25 protein-coding genes and 1 pseudogene are annotated in these 22,581 nt (G+C 71.5%); 12 read left to right on the forward strand and 14 right to left on the reverse strand.

Translation table 11 applies throughout. The features are described from left to right. Nucleotides 1-69 precede the first annotated feature (69 nt). Complete coding sequence (locus ABZZ38_RS16560) at nt 70-699, forward strand: CGNR zinc finger domain-containing protein (RefSeq protein WP_356740123.1); 630 nt, start codon at nt 70-72, stop codon at nt 697-699. Here the strand turns inward: ABZZ38_RS16560 and sodX are convergent. Next, entirely contained in the window at nt 603-1,028 is a 426-nt protein-coding gene (gene sodX, locus ABZZ38_RS16565) for a nickel-type superoxide dismutase maturation protease (protein ID WP_356740125.1), read from the reverse strand. The two genes, ABZZ38_RS16560 and sodX, sit on opposite strands and share 97 nt — an antisense overlap. Nucleotides 1,029-1,169: 141 nt before the next feature. On the opposite strand from sodX, the gene sodN reads away from it, so the two are divergent. Next, complete coding sequence (sodN, locus tag ABZZ38_RS16570; protein ID WP_356740127.1) at nt 1,170-1,565, forward strand: superoxide dismutase, Ni; 396 nt, start codon at nt 1,170-1,172, stop codon at nt 1,563-1,565. A 54-nt stretch (nt 1,566-1,619) separates the two neighbouring features. Here the strand turns inward: sodN and ABZZ38_RS16575 are convergent. Continuing rightward, a pseudogene (locus ABZZ38_RS16575) lies at nt 1,620-1,897 on the reverse strand (tyrosine-type recombinase/integrase); the annotation flags it as partial. Further along, nucleotides 1,813-2,286: an ATP-binding cassette domain-containing protein gene (locus ABZZ38_RS16580; protein WP_356740129.1), complete on the reverse strand. Its 474-nt coding sequence runs from the start codon at nt 2,284-2,286 to the stop codon at nt 1,813-1,815. The pseudogene ABZZ38_RS16575 and the gene ABZZ38_RS16580, both read right to left, overlap by 85 nt. Before the next feature lie 588 nt (nt 2,287-2,874). On the opposite strand from ABZZ38_RS16580, the gene ABZZ38_RS16585 reads away from it, so the two are divergent. Then, nucleotides 2,875-4,275 carry a hypothetical protein gene (locus ABZZ38_RS16585; RefSeq protein ID WP_356740131.1) on the forward strand — a complete coding sequence of 467 codons (1,401 nt, stop codon included), beginning with the start codon at nt 2,875-2,877 and terminating at the stop codon, nt 4,273-4,275. 274 nt (nt 4,276-4,549) lie between these two features. Here ABZZ38_RS16585 and ABZZ38_RS16590 read toward each other — a convergent pair whose 3' ends face one another. Further along, a complete protein-coding gene (locus ABZZ38_RS16590; protein WP_356740133.1) occupies nt 4,550-5,533 on the reverse strand; it encodes a LysR family transcriptional regulator in 984 nt (327 codons plus the stop codon). A gap of 187 nt (nt 5,534-5,720) precedes the next feature. Here ABZZ38_RS16590 and snpA point away from each other — a divergent pair, with 187 nt between their 5' ends. Then, nucleotides 5,721-6,374, forward strand: a complete 654-nt coding sequence (gene snpA, locus ABZZ38_RS16595; protein WP_356740135.1) for a snapalysin — start codon at nt 5,721-5,723, stop codon at nt 6,372-6,374. A 77-nt stretch (nt 6,375-6,451) separates the two neighbouring features. Here snpA and ABZZ38_RS16600 read toward each other — a convergent pair whose 3' ends face one another. The 3 genes from ABZZ38_RS16600 to ABZZ38_RS16610 all read right to left on the reverse strand — a co-directional run bounded on the left by ABZZ38_RS16600 (nt 6,452) and on the right by ABZZ38_RS16610 (nt 7,818). After that, on the reverse strand, nt 6,452-6,898 hold the full coding sequence (locus tag ABZZ38_RS16600; RefSeq protein ID WP_356740137.1) for a DUF6304 family protein: 447 nt from the start codon (nt 6,896-6,898) through the stop codon (nt 6,452-6,454). A gap of 62 nt (nt 6,899-6,960) precedes the next feature. Beyond that, complete coding sequence (locus ABZZ38_RS16605) at nt 6,961-7,188, reverse strand: hypothetical protein (RefSeq protein WP_356740139.1); 228 nt, start codon at nt 7,186-7,188, stop codon at nt 6,961-6,963. A 45-nt stretch (nt 7,189-7,233) separates the two neighbouring features. After that, nucleotides 7,234-7,818, reverse strand: a complete 585-nt coding sequence (locus tag ABZZ38_RS16610; protein ID WP_356740141.1) for a dihydrofolate reductase family protein — start codon at nt 7,816-7,818, stop codon at nt 7,234-7,236. 105 nt (nt 7,819-7,923) lie between these two features. Between ABZZ38_RS16610 and ABZZ38_RS16615 the strand changes: the two genes are divergently transcribed. Then, nucleotides 7,924-8,499, forward strand: coding sequence for a TetR family transcriptional regulator (locus ABZZ38_RS16615; RefSeq protein ID WP_356740143.1), 576 nt, complete (start codon nt 7,924-7,926; stop codon nt 8,497-8,499). Between the two features lie 237 nt (nt 8,500-8,736). Here the strand turns inward: ABZZ38_RS16615 and ABZZ38_RS16620 are convergent, their stop codons facing one another. Both ABZZ38_RS16620 and ABZZ38_RS16625 read right to left on the reverse strand, forming a co-directional pair. Then, nucleotides 8,737-9,786, reverse strand: a complete 1,050-nt coding sequence (locus ABZZ38_RS16620) for a family 2 encapsulin nanocompartment cargo protein polyprenyl transferase (protein ID WP_356740145.1) — start codon at nt 9,784-9,786, stop codon at nt 8,737-8,739. Beyond that, entirely contained in the window at nt 9,786-11,198 is a 1,413-nt protein-coding gene (locus ABZZ38_RS16625) for a family 2B encapsulin nanocompartment shell protein (RefSeq protein WP_356740147.1), read from the reverse strand. Before ABZZ38_RS16625 ends, ABZZ38_RS16620 begins: the two co-directional genes overlap by 1 nt. Nucleotides 11,199-11,464: 266 nt before the next feature. On the opposite strand from ABZZ38_RS16625, the gene ABZZ38_RS16630 reads away from it, so the two are divergent. Both ABZZ38_RS16630 and ABZZ38_RS16635 read left to right on the forward strand, forming a co-directional pair. Continuing rightward, nucleotides 11,465-12,043 (forward strand): N-acetylmuramoyl-L-alanine amidase, encoded by a 579-nt coding sequence (locus ABZZ38_RS16630; RefSeq protein ID WP_356740277.1) that lies wholly within the window; start codon nt 11,465-11,467, stop codon nt 12,041-12,043. Nucleotides 12,044-12,161: 118 nt separating this feature from the next. Then, nucleotides 12,162-13,070 (forward strand): pyridoxal-phosphate dependent enzyme, encoded by a 909-nt coding sequence (locus ABZZ38_RS16635; protein WP_356740149.1) that lies wholly within the window; start codon nt 12,162-12,164, stop codon nt 13,068-13,070. On the opposite strand, the gene ABZZ38_RS16640 is transcribed toward ABZZ38_RS16635, so the two are convergent. Further along, nucleotides 13,043-14,644: a Na+/H+ antiporter gene (locus ABZZ38_RS16640; RefSeq protein ID WP_356740151.1), complete on the reverse strand. Its 1,602-nt coding sequence runs from the start codon at nt 14,642-14,644 to the stop codon at nt 13,043-13,045. The genes ABZZ38_RS16635 and ABZZ38_RS16640 overlap by 28 nt on opposite strands. A 122-nt stretch (nt 14,645-14,766) precedes the next feature. Here ABZZ38_RS16640 and ABZZ38_RS16645 point away from each other — a divergent pair, with 122 nt between their 5' ends. The 3 genes from ABZZ38_RS16645 to ABZZ38_RS16655 all read left to right on the forward strand — a co-directional run bounded on the left by ABZZ38_RS16645 (nt 14,767) and on the right by ABZZ38_RS16655 (nt 16,663). Next, nucleotides 14,767-15,027 carry a UBP-type zinc finger domain-containing protein gene (locus ABZZ38_RS16645; protein ID WP_356740153.1) on the forward strand — a complete coding sequence of 87 codons (261 nt, stop codon included), beginning with the start codon at nt 14,767-14,769 and terminating at the stop codon, nt 15,025-15,027. 239 nt (nt 15,028-15,266) lie between these two features. Beyond that, nucleotides 15,267-15,680, forward strand: a complete 414-nt coding sequence (locus ABZZ38_RS16650; protein ID WP_073754203.1) for an anti-sigma regulatory factor — start codon at nt 15,267-15,269, stop codon at nt 15,678-15,680. After that, on the forward strand, nt 15,677-16,663 hold the full coding sequence (locus tag ABZZ38_RS16655) for an RNA polymerase sigma factor SigF (protein ID WP_356740155.1): 987 nt from the start codon (nt 15,677-15,679) through the stop codon (nt 16,661-16,663). Before ABZZ38_RS16650 ends, ABZZ38_RS16655 begins: the two co-directional genes overlap by 4 nt. A gap of 33 nt (nt 16,664-16,696) precedes the next feature. On the opposite strand, the gene ABZZ38_RS16660 is transcribed toward ABZZ38_RS16655, so the two are convergent. Beyond that, a complete protein-coding gene (locus ABZZ38_RS16660) occupies nt 16,697-17,140 on the reverse strand; it encodes a hypothetical protein (RefSeq protein ID WP_356740157.1) in 444 nt (147 codons plus the stop codon). A 92-nt stretch (nt 17,141-17,232) separates the two neighbouring features. Here ABZZ38_RS16660 and ABZZ38_RS16665 point away from each other — a divergent pair, with 92 nt between their 5' ends. Beyond that, complete coding sequence (locus tag ABZZ38_RS16665) at nt 17,233-18,201, forward strand: diacylglycerol kinase family protein (RefSeq protein ID WP_356740159.1); 969 nt, start codon at nt 17,233-17,235, stop codon at nt 18,199-18,201. 317 nt (nt 18,202-18,518) lie between these two features. Beyond that, on the forward strand, nt 18,519-18,776 hold the full coding sequence (locus ABZZ38_RS16670) for a WhiB family transcriptional regulator (protein ID WP_003953983.1): 258 nt from the start codon (nt 18,519-18,521) through the stop codon (nt 18,774-18,776). Nucleotides 18,777-18,983: 207 nt separating this feature from the next. Here ABZZ38_RS16670 and ABZZ38_RS16675 read toward each other — a convergent pair whose 3' ends face one another. The 3 genes from ABZZ38_RS16675 to ABZZ38_RS16685 form a co-directional block, all read right to left on the reverse strand. Next, complete coding sequence (locus tag ABZZ38_RS16675; RefSeq protein ID WP_356740279.1) at nt 18,984-20,453, reverse strand: PAS domain-containing sensor histidine kinase; 1,470 nt, start codon at nt 20,451-20,453, stop codon at nt 18,984-18,986. Between the two features lie 317 nt (nt 20,454-20,770). Beyond that, nucleotides 20,771-21,361, reverse strand: coding sequence for a TetR/AcrR family transcriptional regulator (locus tag ABZZ38_RS16680; RefSeq protein WP_356740161.1), 591 nt, complete (start codon nt 21,359-21,361; stop codon nt 20,771-20,773). A 64-nt stretch (nt 21,362-21,425) separates the two neighbouring features. After that, complete coding sequence (locus ABZZ38_RS16685) at nt 21,426-22,475, reverse strand: SIS domain-containing protein (RefSeq protein WP_356740163.1); 1,050 nt, start codon at nt 22,473-22,475, stop codon at nt 21,426-21,428. Between the last annotated feature and the right edge of the window lie 106 nt (nt 22,476-22,581).

The following is a 22,581-nucleotide window of genomic DNA, read 5'->3' on the forward strand; positions in this document are numbered from 1 at the left end:
ACCCTCGTAAGAGATTGGTCTCTTACAAGACCGTGCTCCGACCCTAGACCGCCGCCGTAAGGACTACAAGTGGAACTGGCCTATTACTCGGATTACGCCGTACGTCTGGTGAACACCGAGGAGCCGGCGCGCAACAAGGACTCCCTCACCTCGGTGGAGGCCGTCCGCGACCTGTTCGGCACGGCGTCCCAGATGGCCCGGCGCGCCACCGACGCGGACGTCACCCGCTTCCGGTCCGTACGGGCGCGGCTGCGCGCGGTGTTCACCGCCGCCGACGCGGGCGACCAGACGCAGGCCGTGGACCTGCTGAACTCACTGCTCCTGGAGTTCCCCGTCAGCCCGCAGATCTCCGGCCACGACTACCTCGACGACGAGGGACGGCCGCGCTGGCACATGCACCTGGCCGACCACCCTTCCAACGCGACCGCCGGGTACGCCGCGATCGCCGCGATGGGACTGGCCTTCCACCTCACCGAGTTCGGCGCCGACCGGCTCGGCCTCTGCCAGGCGCCCCCGTGCCGCAACGCGTACCTCGACACCTCCACCAACCGGTCCCGCCGCTACTGCTCCGACCGCTGCGCCACCCGCGCGAACGTCGCCGCCTACCGGGCCCGCAAGCGCCTGGAGACGGAGCGGTCGGCGAACACCGGCCTCACCGCCGACACCAGCCAGGCGAGCACCACCCCGACCGACCGCTGACGCCCCGGCCGGATCCCCCGGTACCGGGCGCGAACCCGGCCCAGGACCAGCTCGGCCGGCACCGGCCCGAACGCCCGGCTGTCCACCACGTCCGCGTCCGGGTTGTCGCCGAGCACCCACCAGCCCCCGTCGCGCCGCTCGACCAGCCGCTTCACGATGAGCAGGTCCTGCTGGAGCGGGTGCCGCAGCACGGCCACGTCACCGGGCCTCGGCGCCGCCCCGTAATGCACCAGCAGCTGGTCCCCGTGCCGGAGCGTCGGCACCATGGAGAGCCCGGTCACCTCGGCGATCCCGAATGACACCCTCGTCTCCCGCCCCAGCTCCGTCATTCCGGCACCTCCGGTCCTTCCTCCACGAGTCCCATGGTCACCCTGGACTTTTGACCTAAGCACCCGGGGGCGCCCGCGAAAACCCGTCTCCTACGGAGTAATGTCCCACCTGAGAAGACGATCACGAGGAAGGACGGCTCAATGCTCTCCCGCCTGTTTGCCCCGAAGGTGAAGGTCAGCGCGCACTGCGACCTCCCCTGCGGTGTCTACGACCCCGCCCAGGCCCGCATCGAGGCCGAGTCGGTCAAGGCCACCCAGGAGAAGATGCAGGCCAACGACGACGCCCACTTCCAGGCCCGCGCCACGGTCATCAAGGAGCAGCGCGCGGAGCTGGCCAAGCACCACGTCTCGGTGCTGTGGAGCGACTACTTCAAGCCCCCGCACTTCGAGAAGTACCCGGAGCTGCACCAGCTGGTCAACGACGCGCTGAAGGCCCTGTCGGCGGCGAAGGCCTCGACGGACCCGAAGACCGGCGAGAAGGCGCTGGAGCTCATCGCCGAGATCGACCGGATCTTCTGGGAGACCAAGAAGGCCTGATCTTCGATCACGCCGCCTGACCTGGCGATCTCTCCGGTCGCCAGGTCTCCCTTGTCCGCACCCGGCCCGCAGGCCGCCGAGCACGGCGTCCCTGCGGGCCGGGTGCGGTTTTCTTCCCCCGGCCACAGGTGCGCGTAGATCCGCAGCGTGATGACGGCGGACGCGTGGCCGAGGACCAACGGCACCTGCTTGACGCTCGCTCCGCCGGCAATGAGGGCGGAGGCAAAGAAGTGCCGCAGCTCCTGGATCACCCTGTGCGGCAGCTCGACGAGCTTGCGGGCCTTCTCGCGCTCGGCTGCCTCATTTTCCGCCCCTTGGAGCGTCCTGCGGGCCTCGGCCCCCTTGAGGAGCAGCTTCCGCACAGCATCCAGAGGGGGCAGCCTTGATCCTTCGTCATGGCGTCGTCGCGATGACCAGGGGCGGTCCTGCCCGCAACGACCGCCGCGGCTTGGTGACCCGCTTCCAGGTTCTCCGCGATGGTGGCGTTCTCGATCAGGGCATAGTGCCGGAAGAGGTAGCCGAGAACGTCACGGCGGAACCGACGGATCTCACGTCGGTCGAATCGGGTGATGTCCTTTTCCTCATAACGGATCGCTCCGGCACTCGGCCCGTCGAGCAGGCCCAGACAGTTGAGGAGGGTCGACTTTCCCGATCCGCTGGGGCCGACAAGGGCGAGCATCTCACCGCGGTCGACAGTGAAGTTGACATCGCGCCACAGCATCCGGGCGCCGAAGGGCTTCGACAGATTCTCGATATCGATGACAGCGTGACTCCGGCCGAGTGGAGGGGTCTGGGATATGAAGGGCTCACATCCCAGTCGCCCCTTCCTTCACGATCCGGCCCTGGACGTACGCAAGAGCGAGAAGCGCAGACCCGAACAGGAAAGCAACAAGACCAGTGATGGCGCCGATATCCAGTGCGGTGAGGTGAATGGGGTTGGAACGGGGCAGGCGCACCGGCGACAGCGAACCTCTCCAGTTCCCGTAGGAACCGGAAACGCCAAGGAGCGGGGTGGAGCAGGGGGCGGCTGCGACCGCGTCACCGTGCGACCTGTTTCTGCCCGTACGGCCTGTTCGGAGAAAATTCGCGCCATGGCGCATTCCGTCTCCATCGACGTGCGGTCTGAATGCCCCTCGTCGGACACTTGGCGCGGGACGACCGCCCATCCGGAAGCTCTACTTCCATTTCCATAAACCGCTAAGTTCGGTCCCCGCACCCCTGTCCCACTACCTGTCCGAGGGCCGGAACAACCTTCATGACATCCTGGATAACCGCTCTCCGTCGCCGTTTTCCCATATGGCTGGTCCCGATGCTGTGGACTCTCGCCCTCGGCTTGTGGGGGCTGTCCCGGGAGGACAGTGTGTGGCGGGACGAGGCGGCGACCTGGCAAGTGGCCCAGCGGTCCACCGCCGACATCTGCCGCATGCTGGGGAACGTCGACGTCGTGCACGGGCTCTATTACCTGCTGATGCATGGGCTCTTCGAGTGCTTCGGTCCCGGCACCACGACCTTGCGGCTGCCATCCGTGCTGGCCACGGCGGTGGCGGCGGCCTGTGTGACGGTTATCGGCCGGCGGCTGGCCGGGGTCTGGGCGGGTGTGGGGGGAGGGCTGGCGTTCGGGCTGCTTCCGGCCGTGCAGTTCTACCTCCAGGAGGGGCGCTCCTACGCACTGGTCGCGGCCGGGGCCGGGATCTCGACACTGCTGCTCGTGACCGTGCTCCAGGGGCGTGGCCGGGCGACGCACTGGGTGACCTACAGCGGCACGGTCCTCGCGTGCGGACTGCTGAACTGGCTCTCGCTGATGGTTCTGCCGGCGCACGTGGCGACCCTGGTGTGGGCGCGAACCGGGCGCGGGGTGTGGATACGCTGGGCGGCGGCCTCAGCGACCGCCACGGCGGGTGTCCTGCCGTTGGTCCTCTTCAGCCGAAGCCAGTCCGACCAGGTGTCCTGGATACCGCCGCTGACCTGGCACATGATGATCGGCCCCGCGGTCCTGCTGGCGATCGGGGCGCTCGGGGCCCTAGTGGACCGACCCCGGGTGGGCCGACTGTCGGTGGCCGCCGTCGGGCTACCGCTGCTGGCGGTGCCACAGATCGGACTGATCGGACTCTCCCTGATTCAGCCGCTGTTCTTGGACCGGTACGTTCTGTTCAGCCTGCTGGGTCTGGCGCTGCTGATCGGTGCCCTCCTCGGCGCGGCGGTACAGGCGGCCAGGCCGCGGTTTCCGAGGGCGTCGGTGTGGATTCTCCCGGCGGTGGTCGCCGTGGCGATGGTGGCCCTGCTGCCGCAGTCGCTGGCCAAGAGGTCTCCGGCGAGCCGGGTGGACGACGTCCTGGCGATAGCGGGACGCGTACAGCAGCTGAAAGGGAGCGGGGACGCGGTGCTCTACATACCGGCCGCGCGGCGGGACACCACGTTGGTGTCCCCCGACGCCTTCGCCGGTCTGCGGGACATCGCTCTGGCCGAGAGCCCGCGGGAGTCCGGGACCCTGAAGGGCGTGGAGGCAAGCCCTGCTCGGATCCGGGCTGCGATGCTGGCCCAGCAGCGGATACTGCTGATAACGGACGCGGCGCGGGTGACGAGGCCGGTGGCGGCGGAGCGGGACAGGACCAAGGCATCCGTGCTCGAGCGGTACTTCACTCCCGTGACGGACGAGCAGGTCCGCGGGCGGAGGGTGACGGTGTACGAGCGGCTCGCGCCGGCGCGATGACCAGCCCAGGACCGGGCTGTACCGGCAGTGGCCTGCTCCGGTCGAGGCCGTCCGGTCGGTGGTCTTCTTCCACCGCACGCCCTGACCGCGCCCGGTCCGCGAGCCCCGAGGGGTCATGGCGGACCGGGCGCGGTCATGTCCGGCCCGAGGGCGCCAGCGGCAGCGTGCGGCCCGCTCTCTTCCCCGGGGCGGGCGCCGAGGCGGTCGTGGCCGTGGTCGCGGGTCCCGCGTACGACGGGTCGCCGCGGGCGTCCCCGGTGGCGGGCGCACGGTGTCAGGCGCACACCGTGGCGCCGGGTGCGCAGCCCCGGACCGCGTGGAGCAGCGGGCTGCCGTGGCGCAGGAGCCACCCGCGGTAGGCCGCGGTGCGCAGGGCCGCCTCGCGGTACGCGGCCGTCAGCTCGGCGTACACCACGTCGGCCTCCGTGTCCGGCCGGTGGTAGAGCAGCAGCCGTACGGCGAGGGGATCGTCGCGCAGCGGCCGGATCGCCATGTCGTCGCGGGGCCCCGACGTCGGCTGGCACGGGGCCACCGCCTCGCCGGCCACGATGAGCGACGCGGCCGTGTGGTAGTCGCCGTGCAGCACGGGCGGGTCGATGCCGGCCGCCCCCAGTACGCGGCGCAGCCCGTCCCACTCGCCGTCCACCGTCGGGTCGACCATCCAGCGGTCACCGGCCAGGTCGGCGAGGTCCACGACGGGCGCGGCGGCGGCCGGGTGGTCCCGTGGCAGGGAGATGAACTGCGGCTCCCGCTCGACCAGGACGCGCCGCTCCAGGCCCTCCGGCACGCGCAGCGGGCAGCCCTCCACCTCATGGACGAAGGCGACGTCGAGCCGCCCGGCGGCGACCCCGCGCAGCAGCGCGCCGGCCGACACGTCCATGTGCAGCGAGATGTCGGTGCCCGGCAGCCGGTGCCGCAGCCTGCGCAGCCAGCCCGCGAGCGCCCGGCTGGCGGTGGAGCCGATGCGCAGCCGGGCCACGCCGTCGGCGCGCGCCGCGGCGGCCCGGGCCTCGGCGACGAGCCGGTCCAGCTGCGCCACCAGGGGCCGGGCGCGGCTGAGCACGGAGTGGCCCAGCGGGGTGGGGCGGCAGCCGGTGCGGTCGCGGGTGAAGAGCTCGGCGCCCAGGGCGTTCTCGATGCGGCGCAGCTGGGTCGTCAACGACGGCTGCGTGGTGCCCAGTTGCCGGGCGGCCTTGTGCAGACTGCCCGTCTCGGCGATGGCGCACAGCGCCCGCAGGTGCCTCACCTCCAGCTCCATGTCCCGAGCGTAGGGCCACGCCGTGAGTCGCACCAGATTCAATTACCCATCACACGGGGGCCGTTGGGGCGGGTGATGCGCCGGTCCTATCACCCGTTGACATCATCCGTACGGGGCGCGCGCTCCTCGACACTCTGTCCCACCGAACGTGTCCACCCAACCGTTCAGGACCGAGTAGGAGCCCCCCATGAGACACCCCAAGGGCGTGCTGGCCGCTGCGTTGAGCCTGGCCGCGGCTCTGGCGGCCTTGCCCGCCACCACCGCCACCACCGCGCCCGTGGCGGCGCCCGCACCCGCGCCGACTCAGGCCGCGTACGCCGGCTACGCCGGGTCGGCGGAGAACGCCAAGGCCAACAAGGCGTTCTTCGACGCCGTCATGAAGTCGGTCGCCCGGAAGCGCGCCGCCGACTTCGGGGCACTGGCCGTCACCGTCGTCTACTCGACGGCCAACGCGCCCAGCTTCCGGACCCAGATAGCCCGCTCCACCCAGATCTGGAACAGCTCCGTCACCAACGTGAAGCTCCAGGAAGGCAGCAACCCGGACTTCCGGTACTACGAGGGCAACGACTCGCGCGGCTCGTACGCCTCGACCGACGGGCACGGCCGCGGTTACATCTTCCTCGACTACCGCCAGAACCAGGTCTACAACTCCACCCGCGTCACCGCCCACGAGACGGGCCACGTCCTGGGCCTGCCGGACCACTACTCGGGTCCGTGCAGCGAGCTGATGTCGGGCGGCGGGCCGGGCCCGTCCTGCCAGAACGCCCAGCCGAACACCCAGGAGCGCAGCCGCGTCGACTACCTGTGGCGCAACGGCCTCGCGGCGGCGAAGGTCTCCTAGACGCCGTGCCGGGCGCCCCGCTCCGAGCCGGGCGGGGCGCCCCGGCGTCAGGCGGACCCGCGTCGGGCGGCCCGGCGTCAGGCGGCCTCCAGCAGCCCCCGGCTGAAGCGCGTCCCGGGCGGCAGCTGGCGCAGGATGCGGTCCAGGGCCTGGTCGAAGTCGCCGCCGGCCAGGCCCGACTCGTACGCCGCTCCACCGAGGTGCAGGGTGAGCTGAAGATCCACCCGCTCGGGTGAGCCGTCGGACAGGGCTTCACCGAGCGCCAACAGGCAGCTCAGCGTGGCGTGTTGCGGAGCGCCGTCGATGACGACCGGCAGCGGCAGGTCCCACTCCAGTACGCAGCCGGCCAGGGGGAGGCCGCCGTTCTCCTCCGCTGCCCGCAGCGCGGCGCAGCTCGCGCCCGCGTACTCCACGCCCCTGACGCGGGTGGCGATGCGCCGCCCTGCCGTCGTGATGGTGATGGCTTCCGCACCCCGGCGGTCCCGGTACCAGCCGGTCCAGACTTCCGTCGACTCCGATGACATGGCGCGGACTGTAGCGGTACGACTGCCTCCGACGTGCGGCCGGACACCCCCGGAGCCGGACTTCAGGCGGTCTCCGCCGTCTTGCCCGACTCACCCGACTCGTCCGCGCCCTGCGCGGTGAACAGCGCACAGGCGGGATTACGGCATGACTGCGGCTCCCAGACGGGGGCCCACACGCCGAGGATCTTGCGTTTCTTGAGGGCCGTGCCGACAGGCTTTCCGCAGGCGCGGCACACGTGCTCGGGCACGGCCTGCGGGCGGCGGACGGTCCGGTGTCCTTCGCTGCCCATACCTCCAGGGTATGCCGGTTTTCCGCGACCGGACAGGCGGCGGGGTCATCGCTTCCGGTGGTAGGTCCGTACGACCACGCCGTTGCCGAAGGAGCGCACCGCGTCGAGGGTGAAGTCGCTGATGGCGAAGCCGGAGCCGAACATCGGCATGCCCGAGCCGTACACCTGCGGATACGCCTTGATCACGAGCTCGTCGATCTCGTCGATGAGCTCTCCGGCGATCTGTGAGCCGCCGCAGAGCCAGATGCCCAGGTCGCCGTCCTCGGCCTTGAGCGCACGGACGCGGCCGACGATGTCGTGGTGCACGATCTCCACATTGGGGTGCGGGGACTCCGTGAGGGTGCGCGAGGCGACGATCTCGCGAAGGTGCCCGTACGGGCTGGGCAGACCGGCGTCCAGGGCGATCTGGTAGCTGCCGCGGCCCTGGATGACAGTGTCGAACCGCTTGTTCGGCACACCGTCGCAGCCCAGGGCCTTTCGGGCCTCGGTCGGGATGGTCTCCGGGTACTCGGCGTTCATATAGGCCAGGTACTCCTCGTCAAGGAACGCCATGAACGAGTTGGCGTCGCCGCCCGGGTCGCCGATGAAGCCGTCGATCGAGCAGGCGATGTAGTACGTGAGCTTGCGCACGCGTCAGGTCCTCTTCCCAGGCGTCGGGGTCAACCACTACAGGTAGAGTGCTCCATCTGTAGTGGTTGGCGCAAGAGTTTTTCCGGCAGCGGAGAAGGAGGAGCCATGGTGAGGAACCCGCAGCGCAGGACGGCGCTGCTCGACGCCGCCATCGACGTACTGGCGCGGGACGGGGCGCGTGGCCTGACCTTCCGGGCCGTCGACGCCCAGGCCGGGGTCCCGGCGGGGACCTCGTCGAACTACTTCACCGGCCGGGACGACCTGCTCACCCAGGCCGGCGCCCGCATCCACGCCCGGATGGTCCCCCCGCCCGAGAAGGTCGACGCGGCCATGCGGCCGGAGCCCAGCCGGGAACTGGTCGCCGACCTCATGAAGTGGCTGGTGCGGCGGATGACGGCCGAGCGCACCGGCTACCTGGCCATGCTGGAGCTACGGCTCGAAGCCACGCGGCGCCCCGCCCTGCGGGCGGAGCTCACCCGGGCCGTCCGGGCCGACTTCGACGAGAACACCCGCTTCTACCTCGGCTCCGGGCTGCCGGGTGACGCCGACACGATGCTGGTGCTGCATCTGGCCATGACCGGCGTGCTGCTGGAGCACTTCACCCTGCCCGGGATGCTCCCGGAGGCCGAGCTGGACCGGATCGTGGAGACGCTCGTGGACGGCATCGTGCCCGCCCGGTGATCCCGAAGGGTCACCGGACGGGCACGTGGGGGCCGATGCCCCAGCCGGACCGGTTGCTGTCGAGCGCGATGCAGTCGGGGGCCGGTTTGCGCGCGTCGCGCGCCCACAGGACCCGGCAGCGGCCCGCGAGACGGCTGACGGGGCCGACGTTCGCCTCGACGGTCGCGCCGTTCGCGATCGGCGCGTCCGGCGATCGGCGCGTCCGGCGACCGGCGCGTGCGGATACGCGCCTGCGGATCAGCGCGTGCGCCGGGTCACGAACTCCGCCAGCGCGAGCAGATCCCCCGCCGCCACCAGGTCCGGCACCGCCCGTGAGAGCTGGTGCACCGCCCGCGCCATGCGGTCGGCCGCCTGGGCCTGCGCCCAGTCACGGCCCCCCGCCCGGTCCACGGCGTCCGCGGCGCGCCGCACCGCGGCCTCGTCCAGCGCGGGCCGCTCGTAGAGCGCCGCCAGCTCGGCCCCCGCCGCCGTCCCCGAACCGAGCGCGGCGACCACGGGCAGCGACTTCTTGTGGGCGGCGAGGTCGGCACCCGCGGGTTTGCCCGTACGCTCCGGGTCGCCCCAGATGCCGATCAGGTCGTCGATCAGCTGGAAGGCCAGGCCCGCCTCCCGGCCGAACGCGTCCATCGCCGCGACCTGCGCCTCGCCCGCCCCCGCGTACAGCGCGCCCAGGGCGCAGGCGCAGCCGAGCAGCGCGCCCGTCTTGGCGGTCGCCATGGCCAGGCATTCGTCGAGGGACACCTCGTGCGGGCGGCGCCCCTCGAAGGCGCAGTCCGCCTGCTGTCCCGCGCACAGCTCGATGACGCAGGCGGCCAGCCGGGCCGCGGCGGCGCCGGCCGCCGGGTGCCGGTCCTCGGCGAGCAGCCGCAGCGCGAGGGCGAGCATGGCGTCCCCGGCGATGAGGGCGTCGGGTATGCCGAAGACGGTCCACGCCGTGGGCCTGCCGCGGCGGGTGGGGTCCTCGTCGACGATGTCGTCGTGGAGCAGGGTGAAGTTGTGCGTGAGCTCCACGGCCGCCGCCGCCCGCACGGCGGCCTGCGGGTCGCCGCCCAGGGCCCGGGCGGCGGCGAGCACCAGCGCGGGCCGGATCGCCTTGCCGGCCTGCCCGGCTGCCGGGGTGCCGTCGGCCTCCTCCCAGCCGAAGTGGTACATCGCGACCCGCCGTAACGAGCCGGGCAGCGACTCGACGGTGGAACGCAGCTGGGGATGGACGACGCTGCGGGTCCGGTCGAGGAGCACCGCGGCCCCCTGGACCCCGGCGGGGGCTTCCCGGGTGGTCATGGTCATCACCAGCGGCTGACTTCGACGTTCTCCAGCACGCCGAGGGCGTCGGGGACCAGGATCGCCGCCGAGTAGTAGGCGGTGACCAGGTACGAGATGATCGCCTGCTCGTCGATGCCCATGAACCGCACCGACAGGCTCGGCTCGATCTCGTCCGGGATGCCGGTCTGGTGCAGTCCGATGACCCCCTGGTCGGCCTCGCCCGTACGCATGCAGAGGATCGAGGTGGTGCGGGCGTCGGAGATGGGGATCTTGTTGCAGGGGAAGATGGGAACGCCGCGCCAGGCCGGGATCTGGTGGCCTGCCACCTCCACGCTCTGCGGGACCAGGCCGAGCCTGTTGCACTCGCGCCCGAAGGCGGCGATCGCGCGCGGGTGGGCGAGGAAGAGCTTGTTGCCGCGGCGGCGGGAGAGCAGCTCGTCCATGTCGTCCGGGCTGGGCACGCCGTCGTGGGGCTGGAGCCGCTGGCCGTAGTCGCAGTTGGCGAGCAGGCCGAACTCGCGGTTGTTGACGAGCTCGTGCTCCTGGCGTTCGCGCAACGCCTCGACGGTCAGCCGCAACTGCTGCTCCGTCTGGTTCATCGGCTGGTTGTACAGGTCGGCGACGCGGCTGTGGACCTTCAGCACGGTCTGGGCGACGCTCAGCTCGTACTCGCGCGGGGCGGCCTCGTAGTCGACGTACGTGTGCGGGACGACCGCCTCGCCGACATGGCCGGCCGACAGCTCGATGGCCTTCTCGCCGTACCTGTTGGTGCGCTGGTGCGGCAGCGACGCCAGGCCGGCCAGGTGCCCGGCCAGCGAGTCGGCGCGCTCGGCGAGGTTGGTGACGTCGTCGCGGGTGAGCTCCAGGACGGTGCAGGCGGTCGCCGCGCGCGCCGTCCACTCCCAGGTCGCGTCCGGGTCGAGGAGGCAGCCGTCACCTAAGTACGCCCCGTCGGCGAGGACACCGAGGATCGCCTCGTCGCCGTACGGGCCGGTGCCGATCTGCTCGACCCGGCCGTGCGCCAGCAGGAACACGCGGTCGGCGGGCCCACCCGCCTCGGCGATGACGTCACCGGGCGCGAACTCCCGCTGCCGGCAGCGCTGTGCCAGCTCGGCGAGCGCGGCCTGGTCGTCGTACCCGCGCAGGGGTGGCAGTTCGCGCAGTTCGGCGGGGATGACGGCGACCTGTCCACCGGTCTGGACGAACGTCACACGCCCGTCGCCGACCGCGTAACTGAGTCGACGGTTCACCCGGTACGTACCACCCTGCACCTGCACCCACGGCAGCATCCGCAGCAACCACCGGGAGGTGATTTCCTGCATCTGCGGAACCGACTTGGTGGTGGTCGCCAGGTTCCGCGCGGCGGCTGTGCCGAGACTCTGCTGCGGCTCTGCCTGCCGGGAGCGGATTTCCTCGCCAACCGAACCAACCGACATGTATTTCCCTCTCGATCACGACTATGACCTTCGAGGAGAAGCCTTTCAGCGCCGAGCGTGAGCGCGCCATTACACAAAAGAGCGAGACTGGATCATCCGCCACTGGGCAGGACACGGGTTTTTCCACTCCCCTGGAGCAACACGTGTCACACGCCCGGAGCTGTCCGGATCGGCTCGCACGGCGTGCGAACGCGAGAACCGCCTGGGCATCTCCCCGGTTGAACGCCGTACGGCACCCACACGAAGGAGGCGGCGTGGCCCCACCCATGTCCGCGAACAGCTTTCTCGACGCGCTGCGCGACGAGGGTCTCAGCGTCGTCGAGGTCGGCGACTGGCGCACGCACAACCGCAACCACAAAGGCCCCTGGGGCCCTGTGCACGGTGTGATGCTGCACCACACCGTCACCAAGGGCAGCGCGGCAACCGTCCGCCTCTGCCGCGAAGGCCACCCGGGGCTGCCCGGCCCGCTCTGCCACGGCGTGATCACCAAGGACGGCCGGGTCCATCTGGTCGGCTACGGCCGGGCCAACCACGCGGGCAAGGGCGACGACGACGTGCTGCGCGCGGTGATCGCGGAGAAGTCCCTGCCCCAGGACAACGAGTCCAACAGGGACGGCAACCGGTACTTCTACGGCTTCGAGTGCGAGAACCTCGGCGACGGCAAGGACCCCTGGCCCGAGGCGCAGCTGGTCGCGATCGAGAAGGCCGCCGCCGCGATCTGCCGCCGTCACGGCTGGACGGCCCGCTCGGTCATCGGCCACAAGGAGTGGCAACCGGGAAAGATCGACCCCCGCGGCTTCTCCATGAACACGATGCGGGCCCGTATCGCGGAACGCCTGAAGTGACCCTTTCGGGTTCCGGCCGGGCGGACCGCCCGCGCGGCGTCCGGCGCGACGGTCGCCGGACGCCGCCGGGCCCGGCCGGTGGGTGAGGGGCACGGGGGATGGGCGTGACAATGGTCGGGTGACCGCGCTCGACCTCTCCTCCCTCGGACCGCTGCTCCCCTCCCCGCTGCGGGCCGTCGAGGACGAGCGCCTCGACCGGCGCGGCGTGCGGCTGCTGCTCAAGCGTGACGACCTCATCCACCCGGATCTGATCGGGAACAAGTGGCGCAAGCTGGCCCCCAATCTGGCCGCCGCGGCCGGTCGCCCCGTCCTGACCTTCGGCGGGGCCTACTCCAACCACCTGCGCGCCACGGCCGCCGCCGGCCGTCTGCTGGGCTTCCCCACCATCGGAGTCGTACGCGGCGACGAGCTCGCCGGGCGGCCCCTGAACCCGTCGCTCGCGCGGTGCGCCGCGGACGGGATGCGGCTGCTGTTCGTGGACCGGGCGACGTACCGCGCGAAGGACGATCCCGCGGTCCTGGAGGACCTGCTGCGCCGCGCCCCCGAGGGCAGCTTCGTCGTCCCGGAGGGCGGCAGCAACGCCCTCGCGGTGCGCGGCTGCGCCGGCCTCGGCCGGGAGCTCAACGGGCGCGCGGACGTGGTCGCGGTCGCGTGCGGCACCGGCGGCACGCTCGCCGGGCTCGCGGCGGGGCTCGGGCCGGGGCAGCGGGCGCTCGGGATACCGGTCCTCAAGGGAGGCTTCCTCGGCCCGGGTATACGCGCGCTGCAGGAGCGGGCGTTCGGCGGCCCGGCGGGCGACTGGAGCCTCGACGAGCGGTTCCACTTCGGCGGTTACGCCCGTACGGCCCCGGCCCTGGAGGCGTTCGCCGACGACTTCGAACAACGGCATGGACTCGCCATCGAGCGTGTATATGTCGCCAAAATGCTCTATGGACTCGTCGCCCTGACCGAGGAGGGCGCCTTCCCGCCCGGCACCACCGTCGCCGCCGTCGTCACCGGTCAGCCCCGCGGGCTCCCCTCCCGGTAGGCGGCGGCCTCCTCCAGGTCCAGCCTGCGCAGCAGCGTCCGCAGCATCTCGTCGTCGATGCGCCGCTCGTCCCTCAGCCGTACGAAGACCTCGCGCTCCGCCTCGATCACCGCCCGCGCGAGACGCCGGTAGGTGTCGTCCGCCGACTCCCCGGTGAGTTCGTTGACCGCGCCCAGCCGCTCCCACACGGCGTTGCGCCGCCGCTCCAGGACCGTCCGCAGCCGGTCCGCCAGGGGTGGCGCCAGCGTGTTGCGCTCGTCGGCCAGGAGCTCTTCCAGCCGCTGCTCGGCGGCGCGCGACGCCTCGCTCTGCGCCTGGGCCTCGGCCAGGGTCTCGGCGCGGGCGTCGCGCCCTGGCAGCTTCAGCGCCCGGATCAGCGGCGGCAGGGTGAGCCCCTGCACCACCAGGGTGGAGATCACGGTGGTGAACGTGAGGAACAGGACCAGGTTGCGCGCCGGGAACGGCTCGCCGCCGCTCGTCACCGGGATGGAGAAGGCGATGGCGAGCGACACCACCCCACGCATGCCGGCCCAGCCGACGATCACCGGCGACGTCCAGGTGACGCCCTTCTCCCGCGCCCGCACACGCGCGGACAGGGCACGGGGCAGATAGGTGGCCGGGAAGACCCACAGGAACCGGACCACGACCACGGCGGCGAAGACGCCCACCGCGTACACGACCGCCTCCCCCGTCCCGTACGGGCCGAGGCCGCGCACCACGTGGGGCAGCTGGAGCCCGATGAGCGCGAAGACCGACGACTCCAGGACGAAGGCGACCACCTTCCACACCGCCTCCTCCTGGAGGCGGGTGGCGAAGTCCACCTGCCACGAGCGGTGACCGAGGTACAGGGCGACCACGACGACCGCGAGGACCCCGGAGGCGTGGACGCGTTCGGCCGCCGCGTACGCGACGAAGGGGATCAGCAGGGAGAGGGTGTTCTGCAGCAGCGGCTCGCGCAGACAGCGGCGCAGCCAGTGGATCGGCACCATCAGGACGAGTCCGACCCCGACGCCGCCGACCGCCGCCAGGGCGAACTCGGCGATGCCGCCCGCCCAGCCGATGCCCTCGCCGACCGCGGCGGCGAGGGCCACCTTGTAGGCGGTGATCGCGGTGGCGTCGTTCACCAGGGACTCGCCCTGCAGGATCGTGGTGATCCGGCCCGGCAGCCCGAGGCGCCGGGCGATGGCGGTGGCGGCCACCGCGTCCGGCGGCGCGACGACCGCGCCGAGGACCAGGGCGGCGGTGAGCGGGAGGTCGGGCACCAGCAGGTGGGCGAGGTAGCCGACGGCGAGGGTGGCGAACAGGACGTAGCCGACCGAGAGCAGGGCGACCGGCCGGACGTTCGCCCGCAGATCGAGGTACGAGGAGTCCAGCGCGGCCGTGTGCAGCAGGGGCGGCAGCACCAGCGGCAGCACGATGTGCGGGTCCAGGGTGTAGTCCGGCACGCCCGGTACGTACGAGGCGGCCAGCCCGGCCGCCACGAGGAGCAGCGGCGCCGGCACCGGCGTCCAGCGGGCGGCCCCGGCGATCACGGCGCTCGCCGCGATCAGCGCCACCAGTGGCAGTGCGTCCATCGTCTCCCCACTCCCGGGTGGAACGGGTACGGGACGTTCCGCCCTGGTGCCACCCATGATCGGCAACCACCGGGGCCCCGCCTCGGTGCACCACGAGGGGGGCACCTCGTAACCTGGCCATCATGAGTGAGTGTCCGCACGTGGCAGAACTGCCGCGCCCCGAGCCGCCCCCGCTGAGCGCGACCTGTCCGGAGTGCCTGGCCCACGGCACGCACTACGTGCAGCTGCGGCTGTGCCTGTCCTGCGGGTACGTCGGCTGTTGTGACTCCTCGGCCGGGCAGCACGCCACGAAACACTTCAAGGACACCGGTCACCCGGTGATGCGGACCTTCGAGCCGGGCGAGAAGTGGCGCTGGTGCCATGTCGACGGTTCGATCGTCTGACGTCTGGGTACGTCAACCCTCCGCTGGTTTCTCTCGATTGGGACCCACAAACCCCTAGCCACTGTGCGTACTCATATGCTTACCATGAGTGACAGCCGTGGGAGCGGGGGTCCCCGGCGACACGGCGGCATGGATCGCGATAGCGTCACGGCGGACTACGCACACCTGCGTACCGCACGGTTTCGGGGAGGTTCTCCTCCCCGAGCCCCGAATGAGCTTGTGCCACCTTGGAGGTGAGGGTGTCCCAGATCGCAGGCGAGCCCGGGACCCAGGACTTCGTGGAAGTCCGGCTGCCCGCTGCGGGTGCCTACCTGTCCGTGCTGCGTACGGCCACGGCCGGACTGGCGGCGCGTTTGGACTTCACCCTCGACGAGATCGAGGACCTGCGCATCGCGGTCGACGAGGCCTGCGCGATCCTGCTCCAGCAAGCCGTGCCCGGCTCGGTCCTGAGCTGCGTGTTCCGCCTCATCGACGACTCTCTCGACGTGACGGTCTCGGCGCCGACGACCGACGGCCGCGCGCCCGAGCGGGACACGTTCGCCTGGACGGTGCTCTCGGCGCTGGCCGGCAAGGTCGACTCGTCCGTCGCCGACGACCGGACGGTCTCCATCAGCCTGTACAAACAGCGCGGCGCGGGACCCGGGCCGGCGTGAGGAACGGGGACGGTCCGGTGCGAAACGAGGAGCGCGGCCCACGGGTGGTGAGCTCGCCGGAGGGCATCCCGGAGCAGCAGGCGCGGCCGCACCCGGTGGACGGTCTTGTGGACGGTAGGGCGGACCGGATGAGCGAGCACGAGCAGCAGCCAGAACAGCCCCACGAACAGCGGCCGGAACAGCGGCCGGAGCAGCGGCAGGCGCCGCAGCACCGCCAGGCGCACGACCGGCAGGACCGCAGCGGGGCGCGGGCGATGTTCCTGAAGCTGCGCGAGCTGCCCGACGGCTCCCCGGAGCGGGCCGAGCTGCGCAACCAGCTGGTGCGGATGCATCTGCCGCTCGTCGAGCACCTCGCCCGCCGCTTCCGCAACCGCGGTGAGCCGCTGGACGACCTGACGCAGGTCGCCACGATCGGTCTGATCAAGTCGGTGGACCGGTTCGACCCCGAGCGCGGCGTCGAGTTCTCGACGTACGCCACGCCCACCGTGGTCGGCGAGATCAAGCGCCACTTCCGCGACAAGGGCTGGGCGGTGCGGGTGCCGCGCCGGCTGCAGGAGCTGCGGCTCTCCCTCACCACGGCGACCGCGGAGCTGTCGCAGCTTCACGGCCGCTCCCCCACCGTGCACGAGCTGGCCGAGCGGCTCGGCATCTCGGAGGAGGAGGTCCTGGAGGGCCTGGAGTCCGCCAACGCGTACTCGACCCTCTCGCTGGACGTCCCCGACACGGACGACGAGTCCCCGGCGGTGGCGGACACGCTCGGCGCGGAGGACGAGGCGCTGGAGGGCGTCGAGTACCGGGAGTCGCTCAAGCCGCTGCTGGAGGACCTGCCGCCGCGTGAGAAGCGGATCCTGCTGCTGCGGTTCTTCGGCAACATGACCCAGTCGCAGATCGCGCAGGAGGTGGGCATCTCACAGATGCACGTCTCGCGGCTGCTGGCGCGCACGCTGGCGCAGCTGCGCGAGAAGCTCCTGGTGGAGGAGTAACCGCCCCGGCGGGCGGACGGTGACGCGGCTTCGTTACGAGGGGTCCTGTGCCCGGCCCCGGATGCCGAGGGCCCGGGTGGTCCGCGGGTGGAGGAGCAGGACCAGGCCGGCCACCGCGGCGACCGCGAGGGCGATGCCGGCCGGAATGGCCGCGCTCGTCGCCTGGAGCAGGGTCCAGGCGACGGGCAGGGCCATGAGCTGGGTGATGATCGCCGGGCCGCGGCTCCAGCCGCGGCACCCGAGCAGGCCCCGGGCGGCGAGCGCCGGGATGAGCCCGAGTGCGAGGAGCGTCACACCGCCCGTCACCGCCTGGGTGAGGTCGTCGGGCGCCCCCGTGAGGCCCGTCAGCAGCAGGTACGCGCCGCCGGCGAAGAGGGCCAGCGCCTCCAGCCCGGTCACGGCCGCGGCGGCGGTGACCCGGCCGGGACGCGGTGCGGTGACGGGGGTCTCGGGGGTGTTGTGCTCCGTACTGCTCACCCCAGCAGGGTAGCGGCCGGACCTGTCCACGAACCGGACAGGTCCTGAGGCGGCCTGGGTTTAGGTACCGCGCGGTAGGTAACCTGGCGGGCATGCGCGCACTCCTCGTGGTCAATCCGGCAGCCACCACCACCAGTGCTCGCACCCGTGACGTACTGATCCACGCGCTGGCCAGTGAGATGAAGCTGGACGCCGTGTCCACGGAGTACCGGGGGCACGCCCGTGACCTCGGCCGCCGGGCCGCGGAGTCCGCCGACATCGACCTCGTCGTCGCGCTCGGCGGCGACGGCACGGTCAACGAGGTGGTCAACGGTCTGCTGCACCACGGCCCCGATCCGGACGGACTGCCGCTCCTGGCGGTGGTGCCGGGCGGCTCCACCAATGTCTTCGCGCGTGCGCTGGGGCTGCCGAACGACGCCGTCGAGGCGACCGGCGCGATCCTGGATGCGCTGGCGGCGCGGCGCGAGCGGACGGTGGGGCTGGGGCTGGCGTCCGGCACGCCGGGCACCGAGGACGAAGGGGTGCCGGCCCGCTGGTTCACGTTCTGTGCCGGATTCGGTTTCGACGCCGGGGTGATCGGCCGGGTGGAGCAGCAGCGGGAGCGCGGCCGGAGATCGACGCACGCCCTGTATCTGCGCCAGGCGGCGCGCGCCTTCCTGGGCGAGCCGAACCGCCGGAGCGGCATGATCACGCTGGAGCGCCCGGGCGCGGACCCGGTGCGGGACCTCGTGCTGTCGATAGTCTGCAACACCGCTCCCTGGACCTACCTGGGGAATCGTCCGGTGTACGCGGCCCCCGAGGCGTCCTTCGACACGGCGCTGGACGTCCTGTCGCTGAGCAGGCTGTCGACCGCCGCGATGGCGCGGTACGCGACCCAGCTGCTGACCTCGACGCCGGAGCGCGGACCCCGCGGCAGACACGCGGTGTCCCTCCATGATCTGACCGACTTCACCTTGCATTCGAAGGTGCCACTGCCCTTCCAGATGGACGGTGACCACCTGGGGCTTCGGACGAGCGTGACGTTCACAGGCGTTCGCCGTGCACTGCGTGTGATTGTGTGACCGGAAGGGCCCTTGGCCCTTTATCTCGAACGTATGGGCCAGCATCCACCCCATAGAAGTACGGCTGTGACCTAGCCGACACCGAGGAATCAAAAAAAACTTTCCGGAAGGGGTTGTATCCGCCGCCGAGGTTTGCGAATCTCTACATGGCGATCGGGACGGCCCGCACAACCGGCCTCCAGCGAAAGCCAGAACCCCTCCTCAAATCCAGGACCACACCAGTTCATCTGGCGTTCGGCCCTTCACTTGTTGAGGGATTCGTGAAAGCGTTCACATTCACAAGCACCTGAATGCAACACCAAGGAGAGGTAGCAGCCATGGACTGGCGTCACAACGCCGTTTGTCGTGAGGAAGACCCCGAGCTGTTCTTCCCCATCGGCAACACCGGTCCTGCGCTGCTGCAGATCGAGGAAGCCAAGGCTGTCTGCCGTCGCTGCCCCGTCATGGAGCAGTGCCTGCAGTGGGCGCTCGAGTCCGGCCAGGACTCCGGCGTCTGGGGTGGCCTCAGCGAGGACGAGCGTCGTGCGATGAAGCGCCGCGCCGCTCGCAACCGGGCGCGCAACGCCAGCGCCTGAGTGACGCCACCGCTACGAGCCTGAGGCCAGGCGGCGCGTACAGCGTGTACGCACCCACCCGCCTCCCGAGCCGCAGCGCGCAGCAGTAACCCCAAAGCGTTCGAGCCCGGACCGTTTCCCACGGTCCGGGCTCGCTGCTGTCCGGGCCCGGGTGTCCGGGCCACGGTGTGCCGGCTCCGGGCGCCCGGGGGCGAACGTCGCCGTGCGTCACTTCTGCGGTCGGACGGGGATGTCCAGCACCACCCGCGTGCCCCGCCCGGGGGCGGGCTGCATGTCGAACGTCCCGCCGAGCTCGCCCTCCACCAGCGTCCGTACGATCTGCAGGCCCAGGTTGCCGGCGCGCTGCGGGTCGAAGCCCTCGGGCAGTCCGCGCCCGTCGTCCTGGACGGTGATCAGCAGCCGGGGCTCGGCGGCGCGCGGGTCGCCGCGCACGGCCGACACCTCGACGGTGCCGTGCTCCCCGGGGGCGAAGGCGTGTTCCAGGGCGTTCTGCAGGATCTCGGTGAGGACCATCGACAGGGGCGTGGCGACCTCGGCGTCGAGGATGCCGAAGCGGCCGTTGCGCCGGCAGGTGACCTTGCCGGGCGAGATCTCGGCGACCATGGAGATGACCCGGTCGGCGATCTCGTCGAATTCGACGCGCTCGTCGAGGTTCTGCGACAGCGTCTCGTGCACGATCGCGATGGAACCGACGCGCCGCACCGCCTCGTTGAGCGCCTCGCGGCCCCGGTCGGAGTCCATCCGGCGGGCCTGGAGGCGCAACAGGGCGGCGACCGTCTGGAGGTTGTTCTTCACCCGGTGGTGGATTTCCCGGATGGTCGCGTCCTTGGTGATCAATTCGCGCTCGCGGCGCCGCAGTTCCGTGACGTCGCGGAGCAGGACGAGCGAACCGATGCGGGTGCCCTTGGGCTTGAGCGGGATGGCGCGCAACTGGATGACGCCGCCGCTGCCCTCGACCTCGGTCTCGCGCGGCGCGTATCCGCTGGCCAGCTTGACCAGCGCTTCGTCGACCGGGCCGCGGGAGGGGGCGAGTTCGGCGGTGATCTGCCCGAGGTGCTGGCCGACGAGGTCGGTGGCGAGCCCGAGGCGGTGGTACGCGGAGAGGGCGTTGGGCGAGGCGTACTGCACGACGCCGTCCGCGTCGAGCCGGATGAGCCCGTCGCCGGCGCGGGGCGACGCGTCCATGTCGACCTGCTGGCCGGGGAAGGGGAAGGTGCCGGCCGCGATCATCTGGGCGAGGTCGGAGGCTGACTGGAGGTAGGTGAGCTCCAGCCGGCTCGGGGTGCGCACGGTGAGCAGGTTGGTGTTGCGGGCGATCACGCCGAGGACGCGGCCCTCCCTGCGTACGGGGATGGACTCGACCCGCACCGGGACCTCCTCGCGCCACTCCGGGTCGCCCTCGCGCACGATCCGTCCCTCGTCGAGGGCGGCGTCGAGCAGCGGGCGCCGGCCGCGGGGGACGAGGTGGCCGACCATGTCGTCCTGGTAGGAGGTGGGGCCGGTGTTGGGCCGCATCTGGGCGACGGAGACGTAACGGGTCCCGTCGAGGGTGGGAACCCACAGGACGAGGTCGGCGAAGGAGAGGTCGGAGAGCAGCTGCCACTCCGAGACCAGCAGGTGGAGCCACTCGAGGTCGGACTCGCTCAGAGCGGTGTGCTGGCGTACGAGGTCGTTCATGGAGGGCACGTGTGCGAGCGTACCCGTGTGGACGACCTGGTGTTCTGCCGGTCGGTGAGGGAGGATGGGCGACGGATTACCGACTGTTTACCGATGGACAGACGGATTGGTCTAGTCCACAATGCTTGTGCAAGCCTCCATCCTCCCCGCACAGGAGGGTGGAACGAGGTACCCGGCGCTCTCTGCCCTGACTGCGCACGGGACCTCCCTACGGCCGCGGGACCGCACACCCGACGGCCGGGCAACTCCGGGCTGCGGTGCCGGACGGGTTGAGGGTCCCGTCCTGGCGCCGCGGCCCGCGGGTCTTTCCGGGCCGGTCACGGCCACGCGCGCATGGCCGCCTCCGCCACCGCCTCCAGCTCCTCCTTCGTCGCGCCGTCCCGCGCCTGCTGGGACATGCCCTGCAGTACGGCCCCGCTGAAGCGGGCGAGGGCACGGGCGTCCGTGCCGGGCGGGAGCCGGCCCGTCGCGATGTCGGCGCGGATACGGCTCTCCATGCCGGCCAGGTTCGCGTTGCGGCGGTCACGCAGGGCGCGCGCCACCTCGGGGGTGGAGCAGTTGATCGCCGCCGCGATCACCAGGCAGCCGCGCGGGCGGGCCGGGTCCGTGTACGCGGCCGCCGCCTCGCGCAGCATCCGGGCGATGCCCGCGCGGGCGGTGGGCTCGGCCTCCAGCGCGCGGGTGCCGAAGGAGCCGTAGCTCTCGGCGTACGCGCCGACGACCTCCTCGAACAGCGCCTTCTTGTCGCCGAAGGCGGCGTACAGGCTCGGCGCGCCGATCCCCATGACCCGCGTCAGGTCCGCCACGGACGTCGTTTCGTACCCGTGCTCCCAGAAGGCCAGCGTCGCCTTCTCCAGGGCGGCCTCGCGGTCGAAGGAGCGGGGCCGGCCGCGCTGTCTCGTCGCCATGCCGCTCATTTTATAGCGGGCGCTAAAAAACCCCTGTCGCAGGCCGCCACCGCCCGGTGCCGTGTCAGCGGGTCTCCGTGACCTTCGCGAGGGCGCGGGGCGCGTCCGGGTCCTGGCCACGGGCGATGGTGACCTCGTAGGCGAGGAGCTGGAGCGGGAGGATCTCCAGGACCGGCTGGAGCTCCTCGGGGATGCCGTCCGTCGGCAGGACGAAGCCCGCCGACGCCGCCTCCACCTGGGGGCGCGGGCCGACGACCACCAGGTCCGCGCCGCGCCCGCGGAGGCGGTCGAGGACCGGCTGGAGGGCGGCGCCGCCCTTGCCGTCCGGGACGACCGCGATGACCGGCGAGATGTTGTCGACCATGGCGAGCGGGCCGTGCAGCAGGTCGGCGCCGGAGTACGCGAGGGCCGGGATGTAGCTGGTCTCCATCAGTTTCAGCGCGGCCTCCTTGGCCGTGGGGTAGCCGTAGCCGCGGGAGGTGATGACCATGCGCTCGGCGAAGCGGTACCGGCCGGCCAGGGCGCGGATCTCGTCGCGCCGGTCGAGGATCCGCGCCGCCCGGTCGGGCAGAACCTGTGCGGCGGCGCCGCCCCCGTCGCCGCCCAGGCCCTCGACGAGGAGGTGGAGGGCCAGGAGCGAGGCGGTGTACGTCTTGGTGGCGGGCAGCGCCTTCTCCGGTCCCGCCATGATGTCGATGTGGTGCTCGGAGACGGCCGCCAGCGACGAGTCGGGGTTGTTCGTGACGGCCAGGGTGACCGCGCCCGCCTCCCGCGCCGCCTTCGCCGAGGCGACCAGGTCCGGTGAGCCGCCGGACTGGCTGACGGTGATGACCAGGACGTCGGTGTAGTCGGGCTTGGCCCCGTACGCCGTCGTCGTCGACATGGACGTCAGCCCGCACGGCAGCCCGAGCCGGATCTCCAGCAGGTATTTCGCGTAGAGCGCGGCGTTGTCCGACGTGCCGCGCGCGGTCAGCAGGACGAAGCGCGGCCGGCGCTCGCGGATCGCCTCCGCCACCGCCCGGATTCGCGGCGCGCCCTCGTCCAGGAGCCGCCGCAGCACGGCAGGCTGCTCCGCGATCTCGCCCGACATGATCCGCCCCGGCTGCTCGCTCATGCGCACCATCGAACACGGGCCGCCCCGAGCCCGCCAGCGGGGAGGGCCATTCTGCTAGATTGGTCTATACCACATAGCCATTCCATCCATTCCCAGATCGGCAGGC

Source organism: Streptomyces sp. NPDC006368 (genome assembly GCF_040612535.1).
In the GTDB taxonomy this organism is placed as follows: Bacteria; Actinomycetota; Actinomycetes; order Streptomycetales; family Streptomycetaceae; genus Streptomyces.